Below are 17,118 nucleotides of genomic sequence, written 5' to 3' on the forward strand. Positions count from 1 at the left end.
TGTAAGTCCAAATGCAGCATGGCCTTTCCCAACTGGTAATCGCCCGGCATAATCTTTGATATGCTTGGTGGCCTGGTTTTATTCAGGCACAATACCCACTGTCTGATTCGTCATGCAGTGGGTTTTTTTTAAGGGTGCGTCGTGTTACTGAATAATTTAATTTATGTTATCAAAGCTGTCACGGGTGTATTTGCCGGCTTTTTGTTACTGCGTTTCTGGATGCAGGCACAGCGGATACGGCCTCCTGCAGCACTGGCGCAGGCAATTTTTAAATTAACAGACTGGCTGGTGCATCCTATCCGCCGCATCATTCCCGGGTTTGCCGGTTATGACTGGGCGACACTGATAGGCGCCATGCTGGTTGCTCTGGTTACTGCAGGCTTTATAGTCTGGCTGGCGCTACCCATATTCATGATTGAGCAGGTTTTCATCGTGGCGGGGATCATGATGGCGCAATGGATAATTTATGAGGTCATGGCCTTGCTCTTGCTGGAGGTGCTGTTTAGCTGGGTAAACCCAAGCGCACCTTTTGCACCTTTTGTCCGGGCTTTGAACGAGCCCATCCTGAGGCCAGTAAGGAAGCTGATTCCTGCAATCGGTGGCCTTGACTTTTCCCCCTTGATTATTTTGATCTTGTTGCAGGTTTTGATTAACTCTATCTCTTAGCTTTATTCAGCGCTGCCCATGCGGGCTGTCGATTGCCGTATCACCAGTTGCGACTTCAACATTTCGCGCCTTAAGGGCGCCTCCGGGTCGACAATGCGGTTGACCAGTATCTGTGCCGTCAGATTACCTATGGCCTGTTTGGGCTGCGCTATCGTCGTCAATGGCGGGGTGCTGAAAGAAGCCAGGGCAATATCATCGTAACCAATAACGGACAAGGCTTCCGGTATCTTGATGCCAGCTTCATTGGCTGCCCTGATGCCACCTATCGCCATCAAATCATTACTAGCAAAAATCGCCGTAGGCCGCTGGGGCAGCGCCAGTAATTGCTGGAAAGCGTTAAAACCACCCTGGCTGGTAAAGTCAGCATGCAGCAGATATGCGCTGTTGAACTCCAGCCCTGCTTCCTGCAAGGCGCGGCGGTAGCCGGTGACGCGGTCGCCGCTGGGTAGCAGGATATCGGGTCCGGCAACGCAGGCAATACGCTTGTGACCAAGTCCTATCAGATAACGGGTTGCTTCATAACCACCCTGTTCATGGTCAGCTTCAATAAAGTCTGCCACCACACCCGATACTTCGCGATCCACCAGCACCTTGGGTATGCCTTCGTCAGCCAGTAATTGCGTCAGTTCTTCATCTGAACCGGATGACACCAGGATCAGGCCATCGATACGTTTTTCCATCAGCACGCGGATATAGGCAGCCTGCTTCTTTGGGTCATCGTAGGAGTTGCACAGGATAATGTTATAGCCCAGCTTGAATGAAGCGTCTTCTATCCCCTGTATGATTTCTGCAAAATAGGGATTGGAATTATTCGGTATCATCATGCCCAGGGTGTGGGTGCGGTCGTTCTTGAGGCTGCGGGCAACCGCGCTGGGAATATAGCGCAATTCCTGTATCACGGCCAGCACACGCTCACGCGCATCTTCACTGACGACACGGGTATTATTGATGACGTGAGAAACCGTGGTCGTTGAAACCCGGGCTTTCTCTGCGACTTGCTTCATTGTTGCCATAAGATTCCTGCCTTTCTGTGCCAAGATTATGACGCAGGATGAGGCCGGTGGCGCATATTTTCTGTAATAACTATTGTGTACTAATAATATAGAGGGATTTCTGATGAACGATCTTGTCATTCGCAATGCCAGTTTGCCAGATGGGCGCAAGGGTATCGATATCGCCATCCAGGATGGCCGCATCAGCGCTGCTGATGTCGCTTTGGCTGTTAGTGCGGCAGAAGAAATCAATGCTAATGGCAACCTGGTGACACCGCCATTTGTCGATGCCCACTTCCATATGGATGCAGTGCTCAGCTATGGTTTGCCGCGGGTTAACCAGTCCGGCACTTTGCTCGAAGGCATAGCCTTGTGGGGCGAACTGAAACCGATATTGACACAGGAAGCGCTGGTCGAGCGGGCCATGCGTTATTGCGACTGGGCAGTGGGGCGGGGTTTGCTGGCAGTGCGTTCACATGTTGACATCTGTGATGACCGTTTGCTGGCGGTGGAAGCCTTGCTGGAAGTGAAACGCCGCGTTGCGCCTTATCTGGATTTGCAACTGGTGGCATTCCCGCAAGATGGCATCTTGCGCAGCGCCACGGCCATGGATAATCTCAAGCGTTCCATCGCCATGGGTGTGGACGTGGTCGGCGGCATACCGCATTTTGAACGCACCATGGCTGATGGCGCAGAATCGGTACGCCTGCTGTGCGAGTTTGCTGCAGACAAAGGCCTGCGAGTCGACATGCATTGTGATGAATCGGATGACCCTTTGTCGCGCCATATAGAAACCCTGGCGTATCACACGCACAGGCTGGGTATGCAGGGGAGGGTGGCAGGTTCTCACCTGACCTCCATGCATTCCATGGACAATTACTATGTCAGTAAATTATTGCCATTGATACGTGAAGCTGGCGTGGCTGCCATTGCCAATCCCCTCATTAATATTACGCTACAAGGCCGTCACGATACTTATCCCAAGCGTCGTGGCATGACGCGCGTGCCGGAGATGCTGGCCGCTGGCATAGAAGTCGCCTTCGGCCATGACTGCGTGATGGACCCCTGGTATAGCCTGGGTTCTGGTGACATGCTGGAAGTCGCACAAATGGGTCTGCACGTGGCACAGATGACGGGGCAAGATGCCATGCGCCAGTGTTTCCAGGCAGTGACGACTGCACCAGCGCGCATACTGGGCCTGGAAGGGTATGGGCTGGACGTGGGTTGCAATGCCGACCTGGTGATACTCGATGCCAGCGACCCGGTGGAAGCAATACGTTTGCGTGCCACCCGCACCCACGTGCTGCGCCGCGGCAAAATCATCAGCCAGACGCCGGTGCCGCATGCGAATTTGAATTTGCCGGGACGGCCAGGACAGGTGGATTTCAGATCGAAGAATTGAACATACTAATATATAAGGGAGCTTGATTTGCAAGCTCCCTTATTTATATGGTTTCTGATGGCCCGAGTATCAGAGCTGCGCGAAAGCTTTTTCAGCCGCAGCAATCGTATCGGCAATGATGGCATCATCATGTTGTGCAGAAACGAAGCCAGCTTCAAATGCCGATGGTGCCAGGTAGACGCCCTGGTCCAGCATCAGGTGGAAGAAACGATTGAATCTTTCCTTGTCACTGACCATCATGGCGGCATAAGAACTTGGTACTTCATTTGCAAAATACAGGCCAAACATGCCGCCAACCGCATCTGCGCAAAAGGTGATGCCTGCAGCTTTGGCGGCGGCGCTCAGACCATCTACCAGTTTGCGGGTTTGTGCTGTCAGGTTTTCATAAAAGCCTGCCTGCTGGATAATTTTCAGAGTGGTCATGCCCGCTGCCACGGCGACCGGGTTGCCTGACAAAGTGCCAGCCTGATAGACGCCACCCAAAGGTGCCATGTGCCCCATCAAATCGGCGCGACCACCAAAGGCTGCTACCGGCAAACCACCACCGATGACCTTGCCCAGGCAAGTCAGGTCAGCCTGCACGCCATACAATGCCTGCGCACCATGCAGGCCTACACGGAAGCCACACATCACTTCATCAAAAATCAAGATGCTGCCATGTGCAGTACACAGCTTGCGCATGGTGTTGATGAATTCTTGCGTTGCACGGATCAGGTTCATGTTGCCAGCCACCGGTTCAACGATTACGCAAGCGATCTGGTCGCCGATGGACTTGAACACCTCTTCCAACTGCTCGCAATTATTATAGTCAAGCACCAGGGTGTGTTTACTGAAGTCTTCCGGTACACCGGCAGAAGTCGGGTTGCCAAATGTCAGCAAGCCACTGCCAGCCTTGACCAGTAAAGAATCTGCATGGCCGTGGTAACAACCTTCAAACTTGATGATCTTGTCACGCTTGGTGGCGCCACGCGCCAGGCGCAAGGCACTCATGGTGGCTTCTGTGCCGCTGGACACCAGGCGTACTTGTTCTATGCTGGGCACGAGTTTACAGATTTCTTCTGCCATCTCGATTTCACCTTCGGTCGGTGCGCCAAAGCTCAGGCCGCGGGCGGCTGCTTCCTGCACTGCACTGATGACTTCAGGATGGGCATGGCCAACGATGGCCGGCCCCCAGGAACCTATGTAATCGATATAGCGTTTGTCTTCTGCATCCCAAAAATAAGGGCCAGCGGCGCGCGTAATGAAACGCGGCGTACCACCAACGGAGCGAAAGGCGCGCACAGGAGAATTCACGCCACCAGGCGTGGTCTTTTGGGCGCGGGCAAACAGGATGTCGTTTTTATCGGTCATGATGGAGCTTCAGTAAGTGATGATGCAAATGAGATAGAGTAAAAAATCAGGTGCTCTATAAATAAGGACTTATATTTATATATAAGAGGGGCACAGGTTCTAACTGGTTTCTCTGGCCCAGAAATAACGGTCCGGTATCAGCCTGCCCATGCCCAGTCTTTGCGCATGGCTTAAGGCAGCGTGGGTAAACTCCTGGGCTTCCAATACAGCTTCCGGGATTTCCAGCCCATTCGCCAGCAGTGCAGCAATTGCCGCGGACAGGGTAGAGCCTGCGCCCGCATGCGAGCCTGGCAGGCGTTGCCAGGTATCGCGCCTGACTACACCGGATTCATTATATAAAGTGTTAACCACTTCACCAGTTTCACCCGAAGTGCCCGTGACTAATATATACTCGCAGCCGGATTCGATCAGCGTCATGGTATCGGCGGCCAGATCTTCGGTTTCAGGTTCAGCTTCAGCCTCAGCGCTCTCCTTCCAGGTTTCTGCCAGGCGCGACAGTTCTACTGCCGAGATCATGAGCAGGCTGGCCTGGGGTATCAGCAATTCACGGATCGCCAGTACCAGGTCTTCGGCTTCAGGGCCTTGTTCTGTCAGGGCAGCATTGAAGGGGTCGAGTACCAACGGCAGTTCTGGATAGTCTGAAACGATCTCGGCGATGACGGTGACATTCTCGACACTGCCTGCCTGGCCTACTTTAAAGGCCAGCACAGGCATGTCTTCCAGCACGGTGCGGGCCTGTTCGTCGACTAAATCTCCATCAAGTGGATGTAAATCATCGATTTGCGACGTATCACCAGTTAAAATGGCGGTGATAACGGGTAAGCCATAACAGCCCATGGCCGCAAACGATGCCAGATCAGCATGGATGCCAGTGGCAGCAACAGGATCTGATGCGCCAAAGCTAAGTATTAGTGGAGAAATTTGGTTTTGCACGTTGGGTAGATTAATATAGCTGACTTCGTGAGGACTTAAATTACTCGCGCAAATGCCATTAGTAACACATTGCAAATAGAATATTTGCAGCAGTTTCAATATTTTACTTGATTGAAGGGTTTTAGTCGTGACTGATACGGTAACGGAAAAGGTAGTTTTCAAGGCGTGGATGTGCTTGATTTGCGGTTGGGTATATGATGAAGAGCAAGGTTCACCTGAAGACGGGATTCCGGCCGGTACCAAATGGGAAGATGTTCCCATGAACTGGACCTGTCCCGAATGCGGCGCACGGAAAGAAGACTTCGAAATGGTGGCAATCTGATCGATTTGTCGATTTTGATGTTGCTTAATATGTTTATTCAAGGAAAAAAAGCGCAAATGTGCGATTTTTTGTTACAGTGATATGTAACCTTAATACTGCCGGGAAGAGATGATTTTATGTCAACGTTGACAGGCAACGAGAACTTGAAAATCATGGTGATTGACGATAGCAGCACCATACGCCGTTCGGCCGAGATTTTTCTTGGGCAAGCCGGATACAAAATAGTGTTGGCTGAAGATGGCTTTGACGCACTCGCCAAGATTAACGATTCTCATCCAGACCTGATTTTTTGCGATATCCTCATGCCAAGGCTGGATGGATATCAAACTTGCGCTTTGATTAAAAAAAGTGCGAAATTCCGGGACACACCGGTAATCATGTTGTCTTCTAAGGACGGTTTATTTGACCGTGCCCGCGGTGCGATGGTCGGCTCTGATGAGTATCTGACCAAGCCTTTTACAAAGGATAGTCTGCTGAAAACAGTAAGAAATTACACTTCGGCGACCTAGATTTATATAGTTAAGTTAGTTAATGTGAGGTAAAACAAGATGGCCATTCAAAAAATTCTGGTAGTAGACGATTCTCCAACAGAACGCTATTTCCTGACCGACGTATTGGTGAAAAATGGTTTTTCAGTATCAACAGCTGAAAACGGTGAAGAAGCCCTGAGCAAAATCAAGGCTGATAAACCACAGTTGATCTTGATGGACGTGGTCATGCCTGGGCAAAATGGTTTCCAGATTACCCGCGCGATCGCCAAAGATCCTGATACGCAAGACGTTCCCGTGATCATCTGCACCAGCAAAAATCAGGAAACTGACCGTATCTGGGGTTTGCGTCAGGGTGCCCGTGATTACCTGGTGAAGCCTATTGATCCGGCAGAACTGCTGGCGAAGATTTCTGCCCTCGGTTAATCCGTATAGACAAGTATAATTCTTGTATCAACAATAAGATATCTTCGGATTGCCTCATGAATCAGACTGTGCGTGAAACTGCTGCAGCAAATCTGGACGTTGTCAAACCTGAAAAGGGCGTGCGTCGTACCCGTTTGCGTGAATTTCAGGCGCAGCTGGTTGAACGCATGCAAGCTGCCCAGCGCGGTGGCTATACGAAACTTAGCCAGTTGGGCATTATGATAGGACAGGGACGTTATCTCCTGGATTTGCGAGAATCCGGAGAAATCGTCAGTGCAGGTACCCTGACCAGGGTGCCTTTGACGCGCGATTGGTACATCGGGCTCTCCAATATCCGCGGTAATTTAACTGGTGTCGTCGATTTGCCGCGCTTCCAGGGTATGGATAATACCAAGCTTGATACACAATGCCGGATCGTTGCTTTTGCTCCCGGCATGGCATTTAACAGCGGTTTGCTGGTATCCCAGGTTCTAGGTTTGCGTACAGTTTCAGAGATGGAAGAAATCCCTTTTGAAGACAATCAGTTTGAGAGCAAGGCCTGGTTGAGGAAAAAGTACAGGGATAAGGATGGCAACATCTGGTTTGAGCTTAGTCTGGCCACTTTGGTACAGGACCAGGATTTTTTGCAAATAGGTATTTAAGTCAGTACGTGCACTCTAGCAGTACTGACAGCTTTTCAATCGTTTAGGAGACTTAGTAATGGCATTTAATCTACCGTTCTTGTCCAAAGATAAAGAAAATCCGGAAATTGACGGAGCAGAAGGTTCGGCAAGGTCGTTCGGGAATGCTGATTCGATTGAAATTGAAGAAGCAAGCAATGTAAAAATGCTGACACCGGAGCAGGAAGCGGCCGCCGCTACTCCTGTTGTGGCAGAAACTGCTGCTTCAAAAGTTGAGTCGTATGGCGACGCCACCTTTATCGGTGACGCGCTGGAAAAGGGCAGCGGTATGCGCCTGCCCATCATTGGCGGTATGTCAGTTCGTCGTCAGACCAACTTCTTGCTCGGTACCATGGCATTCTTCCTGTTGCTGGGTGGTGTCTCCGTGTACCTGAACTCTGAACAATCGACACTGATATCGACGCAGGCACAGATCGCCGGTGAGGCGCTGATGCACTCGCAGCGTATCGGTAAAGCGGCACCAAATGCGATTCAGGGTAACGTTGAAGCGTTTAAACAGCTCAAGGACAGCCGTAGCGAATTGAATGCCGATTTGAGTGTTCTGCTGAGTGGTGGTCCTTACCAGGGGCGTGTCGTCAAACGTGCTGACTCTACTCTTGAGCCAGTCGTCAAAGAGGCGCAAAAAGCCTGGAATAACTCCAATAAGGCTGCGGAAACAATCTTGAACCGTCAGAAAGAATTGACGGGTTTCGGTCAGACTCTGCAAAAAATGAATGCCCTGTCCCCAATCCTGCTGGAATTGACGGAACAAATCTCTACCCTGAAAGTACAGGGCGGCGGTTCGGCTCGTGAAATTAATGCTGCCGGTCAGCTGGTCATGTTGACCCAGCGTCTGGGTCGTAGTGCGAATGAATTCCTGACTTCCGAGGGTGTTAATCCTGAAACGGCATTCTTGCTGGGTAAGGATACAAATACTTTCCGTGATCTGGTCGATGGTTTCCTGAAAGGTAGTGACGTATTGCGCCTGACAGCCACCAAGGATGCAGATACTCGCGACAAACTCACTGAGCTGCAAAAAACCTTCTCTGAATATCAGGTATGGGTTTCCAGCATTCTGGGCAATCTGCAAAACTTTATTGCTGCAAAACAATCCGAACAGCTGGTGTTTAACGAGAACGAAGATCTCAAAAACAAACTGTCCAAATTGCAGAAAACCTATACGGCTGAACAAGATGGTACCAGTATCTATTTCTGGGCCATGTTGGGTTCTGCCTTCTTCGCTCTGCTGGCTGCGGTAGGTATCGGTTTCGTTCAGTTGCAGGAAAGCCGTAACCGCGCTAAAGAAGCGAATGATCGTCGTCTTGAAGCTGCGGCACAAATGATGCAAGCGCAGAAACAGGAAGAAGAAGCGAAAGCTGCGAACGATCAGAATCAGGCCGCGATTTTGCGACTGATGAATGAATTGCAAGAGGTTGCGGATGGTGACTTGACTGTGCAGGCGACGGTTTCTGAAGATATCACGGGCGCGATTGCCGACTCGGTTAATTACACGGTGGAAGAGTTGCGCGGCCTGGTAGGTCGTGTTACCGCAACTGCAGAACAGGTTACTTCAGCATCTACACAAGCGCAGAATATTTCCAGCGATTTGTTGACTGCGTCTGAACAACAGTCACGCGAGATTTCTGATGCTGGTCAGGTGGTTCTGACGATGGCGGCTGAAATTACTGACGTATCCCGCTCTGCGAATGAATCAGCACTGGTTGCGCGTCAGTCGGTTGCTGCGGCAGAGCAAGGTGCCCATGCGGTGGAAAACGCCATCAAGGGTATGAACGAGATTCGCGAGCAAATCCAGGAAACTTCCAAACGTATTAAACGTCTGGGTGAGTCTTCACAAGAGATTGGTGAGATCACGGAACTGATTTCCGACATTACCGAACAAACCAACGTTCTGGCGCTGAATGCGGCGATTCAGGCGGCATCTGCGGGTGAAGCAGGTCGAGGCTTCTCGGTGGTTGCGGAAGAGGTTCAGCGTCTGGCGGAACGTTCAGCTGAAGCGACCAAGCAGATTGGTGCGCTGGTTCGTACGATTCAAACAGATACCCATGACGCGGTTGCCGCGATGGAAAAATCCACGCAGGGTGTGGTCGAGGGAGCAAAACTGTCAGATGCGGCCGGTACGGCGCTGTCTGAAATCCGTAGCGTTTCCAACCGTCTGGCGGAACTGATTCAAGGTATCTCGCTGGCGACGGAACAACAAGCTACCTCAGCCAACGGCGTTGCGCAAAATATTCAGCACATTTTGACCATCACCGAGCAAACGCAGCATGGTACGCAGCAAACTGCGGTTTCCATTAAAGAATTGTCCATGCTTGCGGAAGAACTCAAGAACTCTGTGTCACGGTTCCGGGTTGCCGCCTGATTTTCACGCCCCGGTTGTGAGAGTGGACTGTAACAGTGAAAAGCGAAGTGCCTGCCATGTGCGCGCCGACCAGGACTGCGTTGCAAATACTCGCGATAGCCCCGCTATCGCTGTGTTTTGCTCCTAGCCCTGATTCGCCGGGCACATGTCTTTCACTTGCGCTTTCACTGTTACAGCCCACTAGCTGCAACCCTATCATATTTGCACGGCAATGGACTGCGGTCCATTGCCCTTGAGTTTGCGGAGTACGCATGACATCCGATTTATCAAAATCGCCAGATCTCCCACAGGAACAGTTCGACATCGGGCCGCTATCCTGGGTGATGGGAGAAGTGCGGGAAGCAATCACGAACGCTGGCAAGATGCTGACGGACGCACTTGGCCAGGACACTGAAACCCGTCCCACCACTTTATTGCATGCAAAAAGCTATCTGCATCAGGCCCATGGTGCCTTGCAGATCGTTGATATCGATGGTGTATCCATCGTTACAGAAACCATAGAAGAATTGCTCGAGCGCCTGCAAAGTGGGCAGCTTGAAATGACACAAGCGAATGTCGAAGTCATCGTCGATGCCTTCCATGCGGTCTTGCGCTATCTGGAAGACTTGCTGTCTGGTTCGCTGCACCAGCCGGTACGCCTGTTTCCGTATTACCGAGCCCTGCTGGAACTCAAGGGTGCCGAGAGAATACATCCGGCCGACTTGTTTTTCCCGTCCCTGTCCGCCAAAGAGCAAATACCTGAACTGGCCGTCAGCAGCAAGGCTGTGGCAATCAGTTATACCGGCTTGCGCCAGCGTTTCGAAAAGCTATTGCTGACGGTATTGACTAGCAAGGACAAAGAACAACAACGCGCCGCCACGCAATCCATGCATGACATGATTGCGGAAATCGAAAATGGCCAGACCAACTCACAAGCCAAGGCTTTCTGGGTCGTCATGCGTGCTTTTGTTGAAGCCGTAGGTCATGGTTCCATCGACAACCAGCAATATGTCAAACAGATATTTGGCCGCATCAATCTGCAAATCCGTCGTCTGGTAGAAGGTGTCAGTACCATCCCGGAACGTCTGTTGCGCGATGCCCTGTTTTTCCTGGCTCAAGTTGAAAATCCTTCCCCTTTTGTCACCAGGGTACGCAAGGCTTACCAGCTGGACGATACGGTGCCGCTTGATTACGACAAAAAAAATTATGGTCAGATCACTGCAGGTGCACTGACAACGGCAAAAGAACAATTGTCGGCTGTCAAAAATCTGTGGGGCAGGATAGCCAATGGCGAAACTGGCCTGGCAGAAAAATTCTCACAAAAAATGACCGACCTGGCCGATACCGGCGCAGGTCTGAATGCTCCCGCACTGGCAAAACTCCTGCGCGAATTGAACGGTATTGCCCGCAGTGTCGCGCATTCGCCCGATGGCAGCAAACTGGGTATAGAACTGGCAACCAGCTTGCTGTTTGTTGAGCATGCACTTGATCACATAACGCGCCTGCCCGCGCATTTTGCCGAGCGTGCTGAAGAAATTACCACCCGTCTGTTATCTGTCGTGTCAGGTGAAACACCACAAACCCAGGCCAGTTGGATGGGTGAGATTTCCCGTGAAGCACAGCAGCGTCAGACCATGGGTGTACTGGTTGCTGAAATGCAATCCAGCCTGCGCCATATAGAAAAAGTGCTGGATGAGTATTTCCGCAATCCTGCTGACAAAGAAACCCTGAAACCTATCGATGGCAATCTGCATCAGATCGGTGGTGCCCTGGCCATGCTGGATCAGGACGATGCGATGGCTGCAGTAGAGCATACCCGTCAGATGATCAGCGGCTTCAAAGAAGAAGATGCAGTTGACCCGGTTGCGCAAGCTGCCTCTCATGAAAACGTGGCGCAAAACATAGGTGCGCTGTCGTTCTTCATCGAGACTCTGCAATCTCAGCCAGATACCGCGAAAAAGAAATTCAGCTTCGACAAAGAAGCAGGCTTGTTCCGTTCCAATTTGCTGGAAGCCCAGGCAAGCAAAGAATTGTTGCCTAGCGCAGACATACATTTGCCTGGTGACGAAGCACATGGTCAGGAACCCAAGGTCGCCGTATTGCAGACCGCCGAGCAGGAACTGGCTCAGCAACAGCAAGAGTCTGCCCGTTTGGCTGCATCGCTTGCTGAAACCCCAGAAGACGCAGGCTTGCAAGCACAACTGAAAAGCTCGCTGGAATCAGAGCGTTCAGTCGCTATTTTGCTGGACGATACTGCTGCGTCGGAACGTGCCAAATCTGCCATCGCCCTGCTGGCACAAACTGATGCTGCAAGTGGCTCGGGTGCCTTGCAGGAAATCGTCACGACACCACCAGCCGAAACAGTCGCCGCATCTGCACCAGCCCAGGATATTCCTGATGGCGATGATGCCATTGACGCTGAATTGCTGGAAATTTTCCTCATGGAAGCTGATGAGGTGCTGGAGTATGTCCAGACCACCTTGCCGCTGTCCAGAAAAGATACCAATAACCAGGAATACCTGACCAGTTTGCGCCGTTCCTTCCATACCCTCAAAGGCAGTGGCCGTATGGTTGGCCTGATGGTATTTGGTGAAGCCGCCTGGAGTATAGAGCAGGTCATGAACCTGTGGCTGTCTGATTCTCGCAGTGGTGATGAAAACCTGTATGCCCTGCTGGAACGCACTGCGCGTGAAATGGTAGAGTGGGTCGGTGAATTGAAGCAGAACGGCGTTTCTTCACGCACTGGCAAAGCCATTATCGCTGCTGCTGAACGTGTCAAAGCCGGCGAAGATTATCAGGACATTCCTGAAGTAGTTACCGCCCCGGTAGTTGAGCCCGTCCTTGCTGCTCCGGTGCTTGAAGAGGTTGAAGCAGCGGCCTTGCCAGAAACTCTTGAAATTGAGGCCGTCGCTACTCCTGTCGTTGAAGATACAACTGCGGAAGCGCTTGCTCCGGTGACTGCAGATGCTTCTTCCGAATTCGACGCATTTGAGTTTACACCAGTAGAGATGGTGAATGTCGAAGCACCTGCCGTAGCAGAAGTACCGGCAGCAAGTGAACCTGTCGAAGTACCTGAGCCTGCTGCGGAAGTGATTGCAGTTGCACCTGTATTCGCCAGCTTGCCTGAGCTGACACTGGATGCTCCTTCCCTGGCCGAAGAATCAGTTTTGCCAGAAACCAGCTTGCCGCTTGATCGTGCGCTGGAAGTGGCTGTTGCGGCAGAAGATATGCCAGTTCCGGAAGCTGAAGAACTGGTGGCTGATTTGCCGCTGGAAGCTGTACAAGAAGAAATTCTCGTCTCTTCAGCCTTAACAGAAGAAACTCCGCTGGAAGTTCTGACTGAAACAGTCGCAGATATCCCGACGCTGGAATTGCCAGAAGCCATAGAATTGACGGCGCTGGCAGAGACAAAACTGCCTGTAGCAGAAGCAGAGTCTGTGGACGCAAGCCTTGATAGCCTGGTATCTGATCTCGCTATGGCGGATGAGTTGACTGAAGCAGCCTTGCCAGTTGAGATTGCTGCCAGCGAAGAAGCCGCAAAAACACAGGAAGTACCAGAAGCTGCAGAAATTGCGACTGCAAAAATCATCGATTTCCCTGACTTGTCAGCGCCTGCACCTAGTGTGGACGACAACATCAAGCGCATCGGCGATATAGAAATCAGCTTGCCGCTGTATTCCATTTACATGGCAGAAACTGATGAAATCGTCCGTTTCCTGGTACAGGATTTCGCTGAATGGAGACATGAGCCACATCGCCACGTTTCTACGCATGCCATCCATGCCAGCCATTCTCTGGCCGGTAGTTCTGCAACTGTAGGCCTCAAGCCTTTGCAGGAACTGGCGCATAGCCTGGAATTTGTCTTGCAGAGACTGGAACGTCATCCTGTCGTACTGCTGGAATCAGAATACGATGTACTGGATCGTTCTCTGGATTCTGCCAAACGCATGCTGCAAAAATTTGCCTTGTCAGAAATGGCGGCATCCGCACCTGAAGAAATTCGTCAGCTTGAGCATTTGTTGCAAGTCGTCATCGAGCGTTCCAACGCTGGAGCAGATGAAGAATTCATCACATCCACAAATGAAAAACTTGATCCGGTCACTTTGTCAGAAGAGCTGCAACCTGTCGATCTGATCGCAGCGGAAGCCTTGACTGCAGATACGCTGGAAAGTTTGCCTGCACTTGAAGTCAGTGAACTGGCCGAAGCTGTTGATACGCACGAATTGGCAGCCTCGCCAGCGGAAGAAGTAAAAACTGCCGAAGTAATAGCTGACGAGGTAATAGCTGCTGAAGTAACCGCTGCTGAAGTAACTGCTGATATCCCAGTAGTCACAGAAACTTTGTCTGAAGCAGAAATCAATCTGGATGATGCAGACGTGCTGGAGGCTTTGCCTGTTCTCGAAGACGCATTGCCTGAAGAATTGATTGCCGATTTGCCGCAGGAAGCAGAAATCGTTGTTGCCGAAGCTTTGCCAGAACCAGAAGCTCCTGCAGAAACCATTACTGACCGCATCGGCTCTATCATGCTGGATGCCATGGATGATATTCATCCAGTGGAAGCACATGCCGAGCTTGCACCTGTCGTTGAGGCTGAACCAGCTGCTGAACCAGAAATAGTTGAAGTAGCAGCGCCGGCCGCCGCTACTCCGGTGGCCCAGCCTGCGGTTGTTGAATATGCAGCTCAGACCAGTGATGGTACTGTGCAGATCCGCGATGATCTGGATATGGACTTGTTACCTGTCTTCATAGAAGAAGGTAATGACTTGCTGCCTATGGTCGGTCAGTTGTTGCGTACCTGGCAGGAAAAGCCAGACGACATGGCAGCACCGCAATCCATTGCCCGTATCATGCACACCATCAAGGGTAGTGCACGTATGGCTGGTGCCATGGCGCTGGGTCAGCACATTCATGATATGGAATCACGCATCGAAACTCTGATGCATGGCGGTAGCGCGGTCCGCGTATCACTGCTGGATGATTTGCTGGCACGTCACGATCACAGCATGCACATGTTTGACCGCTTGCTGCATCCTGAAGCACATGCAACCCCGGCACAAGCTGATGCACCGCTGACTGCTGCCCAAGAACTGGATCAGTTCCAGGAACAAATGGCGGCTACTAATACAGATGCGCCAGTGGTCATCAATGAATTGGTGAACCTGACACCTGTTGTGCCGCTCATGACCCGCGCCATACCGGCCAGGGAAGTTGCTGCACCAGTTGCAGTAGCAGCCAATACGCCAGCCACCCTGGTGCGTGTGCGTGCCGACATTCTTGACCGTCTGGTTAACCAGGCCGGTGAAGTTTCCATCTCGCGTTCACGTCTGGAAAATGAAGTCAGCACCTTGCGCTCATCCCTCAGTGAGTTGACAGAGAACGTCAACCGTCTGCGCGATCAGTTGCGTGAAGTAGAGATTCAGGCCGAGACCCAGATCACCTCACGTATGGCGCATTCTGGCGACCGTGAATTTGATCCACTTGAATTTGACCGCTTCACCCGCTTGCAAGAACTGACGCGCATGATGGCCGAAAGCGTCAGCGACGTTGCTACCGTACAAACCAACTTGACCCGTACTATTGACGGTGCATCCAATGACTTGCTGGTACAAGCGCGTTTGACACGTGACTTGCAACAGGATTTGATGCGCGTACGTATGATTCCTTTCGCCAGTATTTCCGAGCGTCTGTATCGCGTGACCCGCCAGACTTCCAAAGAAGTCGACAAGCGCGTGAATCTGGATATTCGCGGTGCAACGGTAGAGATGGATAGGGGCGTTCTTGAAAAAATGGCAGGGCCTTTCGAGCATTTGCTGCGTAATGCGATTGTCCACGGTATTGAAAGCCGTGAAAACAGGCGCAATCACGGCAAAGAAGAAACCGGTGAATTGCTGATCGAAATCCGTCAGGAAGGTAATGAAGTTGTGATCCGCTTCAGCGATGACGGACAGGGCTTGAACCTGACCCGCATTCGCGAAAAAGCGCTCTCTGTCGGCTTGATTTCTAATGAAGATCATCCTAATGAGCTGGAAACAGCCAATATGATTTTCGAACCTGGTTTCTCGACAGCGACTGAAATTACTGAACTCGCCGGTCGTGGTGTAGGTATGGACGTGGTCCGTTCTGAAGCTGCATCGCTGGGTGGTCGTGTTGAAGTCATCAGCAATGAAGGCAAGGGCGCTGAATTTACTATTCGCCTGCCTTTGACGCTGGCAGTGACGCAGGTCGTGTTGCTGAGTTCTGGTGGCCGTACATTTGCCGTACCTTCCGTTCTGGTCGAGCAAGTACAGCAACTGAAATCAAATGCCCTGGCCAATGCCTACAACGAAGGCGCAGTCATGTGGCAAGGTCAGCGTGTGACCTTGTACTACCTGTCCTCCATGCTGGGCCAGGACGATGCCACGCCGATGACACAACAATACAGCCCGTTGCTGATCATGAAGAGCGGTGGCGAGCGTGTTGCGATTCACGTCGATGACGTTCTGGGTAACCGCGAGGTGGTTGTTAAAAACATCGGCCCGCAACTGGCACGTATGACAGGTATCGCCGGCGCGACCGTACTCGGTTCCGGTGAAATCGTTCTGATCCTGAACCCGGTACCGCTGGCACAACGCATGGAACATGAACATGCGCGTCTGCAGCAACTGGGTACAGAAGCCACTCCTGAAATGGGCGCGGTTGCCAACCTGCATGCAGCAACGGAAGTGGCTGAAACCAAAGCCCAGCCAGTACAGGGCTTGCGTACCCAGCATACTGTCATGGTAGTCGATGACTCCCTGACCGTACGCCGCGTGACCCAGCGTTTACTGACACGTGAAGGTTATCAGGTCATCCTGGCAAAAGACGGTATTGATGCGCTGGAGCAGTTGCAGTCCGTCACACCAGACGTGATGCTGGTCGATATCGAAATGCCACGCATGGATGGCTTCGATCTGACCCGTAACGTACGCAGCGATTCACGTACCAGCCATATCCCTATCATCATGATTACTTCGCGTACTGCGGATAAGCATAGGAACTATGCGAAAGAACTCGGCGTGAATGAGTACTTTGGTAAGCCTTATCGTGAGGATGATTTGTTGGGGGCGATTATGGGGTTCCTGGGTAAAGATGCAGCGGTGATTGTGTAAGCCTGCTGTAGATTTAAGTTGCTCAAAAAGCAGAGAGTGATCTCTGCTTTTTTGTTTTGCTTTTAGCTTTATGTGACCGCTAATACACATCGGCTGAATCACCGTAAACTAAATGTCGTCATTCCTGCGTAGGCAGGAATCCAGCGGCGTCCATAGCAGGCCGTACATTGATTTACTGGTGCACATTTTTGAATACCTGCATTCGTTGATTACGATTGCAGGCCGGTGGTAGACCGGCGGCTACTTACCTTTTTGCTTCGCCAAAAAGGTAAGCCAAAAAGGCGACCCAGGCGTAACCGCCCCTGCGGGGTTCCCATTTGTGCAGTGCAGAAAAATGGGAAAGTCCGAAAACTCGCCTGCGGCTCAAACATCGGCCTTTCTTTTTCCATTTTCT

Annotated in this window: 11 protein-coding genes; 8 read left to right on the forward strand and 3 right to left on the reverse strand. The window is 51.6% G+C overall.

Features of this window, described 5'->3' with window-relative positions:
- The first annotated feature begins 141 nt into the window (after positions 1-141).
- Complete coding sequence (locus tag AC07OI_RS14560; protein ID WP_495257737.1) at positions 142-666, forward strand: YggT family protein; 525 nt, start codon at positions 142-144, stop codon at positions 664-666.
- Between the two features lie 2 nt (positions 667-668).
- Here AC07OI_RS14560 and AC07OI_RS14565 read toward each other — a convergent pair whose 3' ends face one another.
- On the reverse strand, positions 669-1,679 hold the full coding sequence (locus AC07OI_RS14565; protein ID WP_495257738.1) for a LacI family DNA-binding transcriptional regulator: 1,011 nt from the start codon (positions 1,677-1,679) through the stop codon (positions 669-671).
- 103 nt (positions 1,680-1,782) lie between these two features.
- On the opposite strand from AC07OI_RS14565, the gene AC07OI_RS14570 reads away from it, so the two are divergent.
- On the forward strand, positions 1,783-3,060 hold the full coding sequence (locus AC07OI_RS14570; RefSeq protein ID WP_495257739.1) for an amidohydrolase family protein: 1,278 nt from the start codon (positions 1,783-1,785) through the stop codon (positions 3,058-3,060).
- A gap of 69 nt (positions 3,061-3,129) precedes the next feature.
- On the opposite strand, the gene hemL is transcribed toward AC07OI_RS14570, so the two are convergent.
- Together hemL and thiD are read right to left on the reverse strand one after the other, a co-directional pair.
- A complete protein-coding gene (gene hemL / locus AC07OI_RS14575; protein WP_495257740.1) occupies positions 3,130-4,410 on the reverse strand; it encodes a glutamate-1-semialdehyde 2,1-aminomutase in 1,281 nt (426 codons plus the stop codon).
- A gap of 99 nt (positions 4,411-4,509) precedes the next feature.
- Positions 4,510-5,343, reverse strand: coding sequence for a bifunctional hydroxymethylpyrimidine kinase/phosphomethylpyrimidine kinase (gene thiD, locus AC07OI_RS14580; protein ID WP_495257741.1), 834 nt, complete (start codon positions 5,341-5,343; stop codon positions 4,510-4,512).
- Between the two features lie 169 nt (positions 5,344-5,512).
- Between thiD and AC07OI_RS14585 the strand changes: the two genes are divergently transcribed.
- The 6 genes from AC07OI_RS14585 (at position 5,513) to AC07OI_RS14610 (ending at position 16,724) form a co-directional block, all read left to right on the forward strand.
- Positions 5,513-5,665 carry a rubredoxin gene (locus tag AC07OI_RS14585; protein WP_110255217.1) on the forward strand — a complete coding sequence of 51 codons (153 nt, stop codon included), beginning with the start codon at positions 5,513-5,515 and terminating at the stop codon, positions 5,663-5,665.
- A 116-nt stretch (positions 5,666-5,781) separates the two neighbouring features.
- A complete protein-coding gene (locus AC07OI_RS14590; protein WP_186952119.1) occupies positions 5,782-6,174 on the forward strand; it encodes a response regulator in 393 nt (130 codons plus the stop codon).
- A gap of 39 nt (positions 6,175-6,213) precedes the next feature.
- Positions 6,214-6,579, forward strand: a complete 366-nt coding sequence (locus AC07OI_RS14595) for a response regulator transcription factor (RefSeq protein ID WP_186952120.1) — start codon at positions 6,214-6,216, stop codon at positions 6,577-6,579.
- Between the two features lie 56 nt (positions 6,580-6,635).
- The gene (locus AC07OI_RS14600; RefSeq protein WP_492703464.1) at positions 6,636-7,220 is read left to right on the forward strand and encodes a chemotaxis protein CheW; all 585 of its coding nucleotides are present in this window, start codon (positions 6,636-6,638) and stop codon (positions 7,218-7,220) included.
- 58 nt (positions 7,221-7,278) lie between these two features.
- Positions 7,279-9,618 (forward strand): methyl-accepting chemotaxis protein, encoded by a 2,340-nt coding sequence (locus tag AC07OI_RS14605; RefSeq protein WP_492703465.1) that lies wholly within the window; start codon positions 7,279-7,281, stop codon positions 9,616-9,618.
- A gap of 251 nt (positions 9,619-9,869) precedes the next feature.
- A complete protein-coding gene (locus AC07OI_RS14610; protein WP_495257742.1) occupies positions 9,870-16,724 on the forward strand; it encodes a hybrid sensor histidine kinase/response regulator in 6,855 nt (2,284 codons plus the stop codon).
- Positions 16,725-17,118 lie beyond the last annotated feature (394 nt).

This window comes from Undibacterium sp. GW821-FHT07F11 (assembly GCF_059418665.1).

What these genes read in the sequence shown, in the direction of transcription:
- AC07OI_RS14565 (WP_495257738.1), bottom strand. Translation starts at nt 1,679, where the DNA reads ATGGCAACAATGAAGCAAGTCGCAGAGAAAGCCCGGGTTTCAACGACC.
- AC07OI_RS14570 (WP_495257739.1), top strand. Translation starts at nt 1,783, where the DNA reads ATGAACGATCTTGTCATTCGCAATGCCAGTTTGCCAGATGGGCGCAAG.
- hemL (WP_495257740.1), bottom strand. Translation starts at nt 4,410, where the DNA reads ATGACCGATAAAAACGACATCCTGTTTGCCCGCGCCCAAAAGACCACG.
- AC07OI_RS14585 (WP_110255217.1), top strand. Translation starts at nt 5,513, where the DNA reads ATGTGCTTGATTTGCGGTTGGGTATATGATGAAGAGCAAGGTTCACCT.
- AC07OI_RS14590 (WP_186952119.1), top strand. Translation starts at nt 5,782, where the DNA reads ATGTCAACGTTGACAGGCAACGAGAACTTGAAAATCATGGTGATTGAC.
- AC07OI_RS14595 (WP_186952120.1), top strand. Translation starts at nt 6,214, where the DNA reads ATGGCCATTCAAAAAATTCTGGTAGTAGACGATTCTCCAACAGAACGC.
- AC07OI_RS14600 (WP_492703464.1), top strand. Translation starts at nt 6,636, where the DNA reads ATGAATCAGACTGTGCGTGAAACTGCTGCAGCAAATCTGGACGTTGTC.
- AC07OI_RS14605 (WP_492703465.1), top strand. Translation starts at nt 7,279, where the DNA reads ATGGCATTTAATCTACCGTTCTTGTCCAAAGATAAAGAAAATCCGGAA.
- AC07OI_RS14610 (WP_495257742.1), top strand. Translation starts at nt 9,870, where the DNA reads ATGACATCCGATTTATCAAAATCGCCAGATCTCCCACAGGAACAGTTC.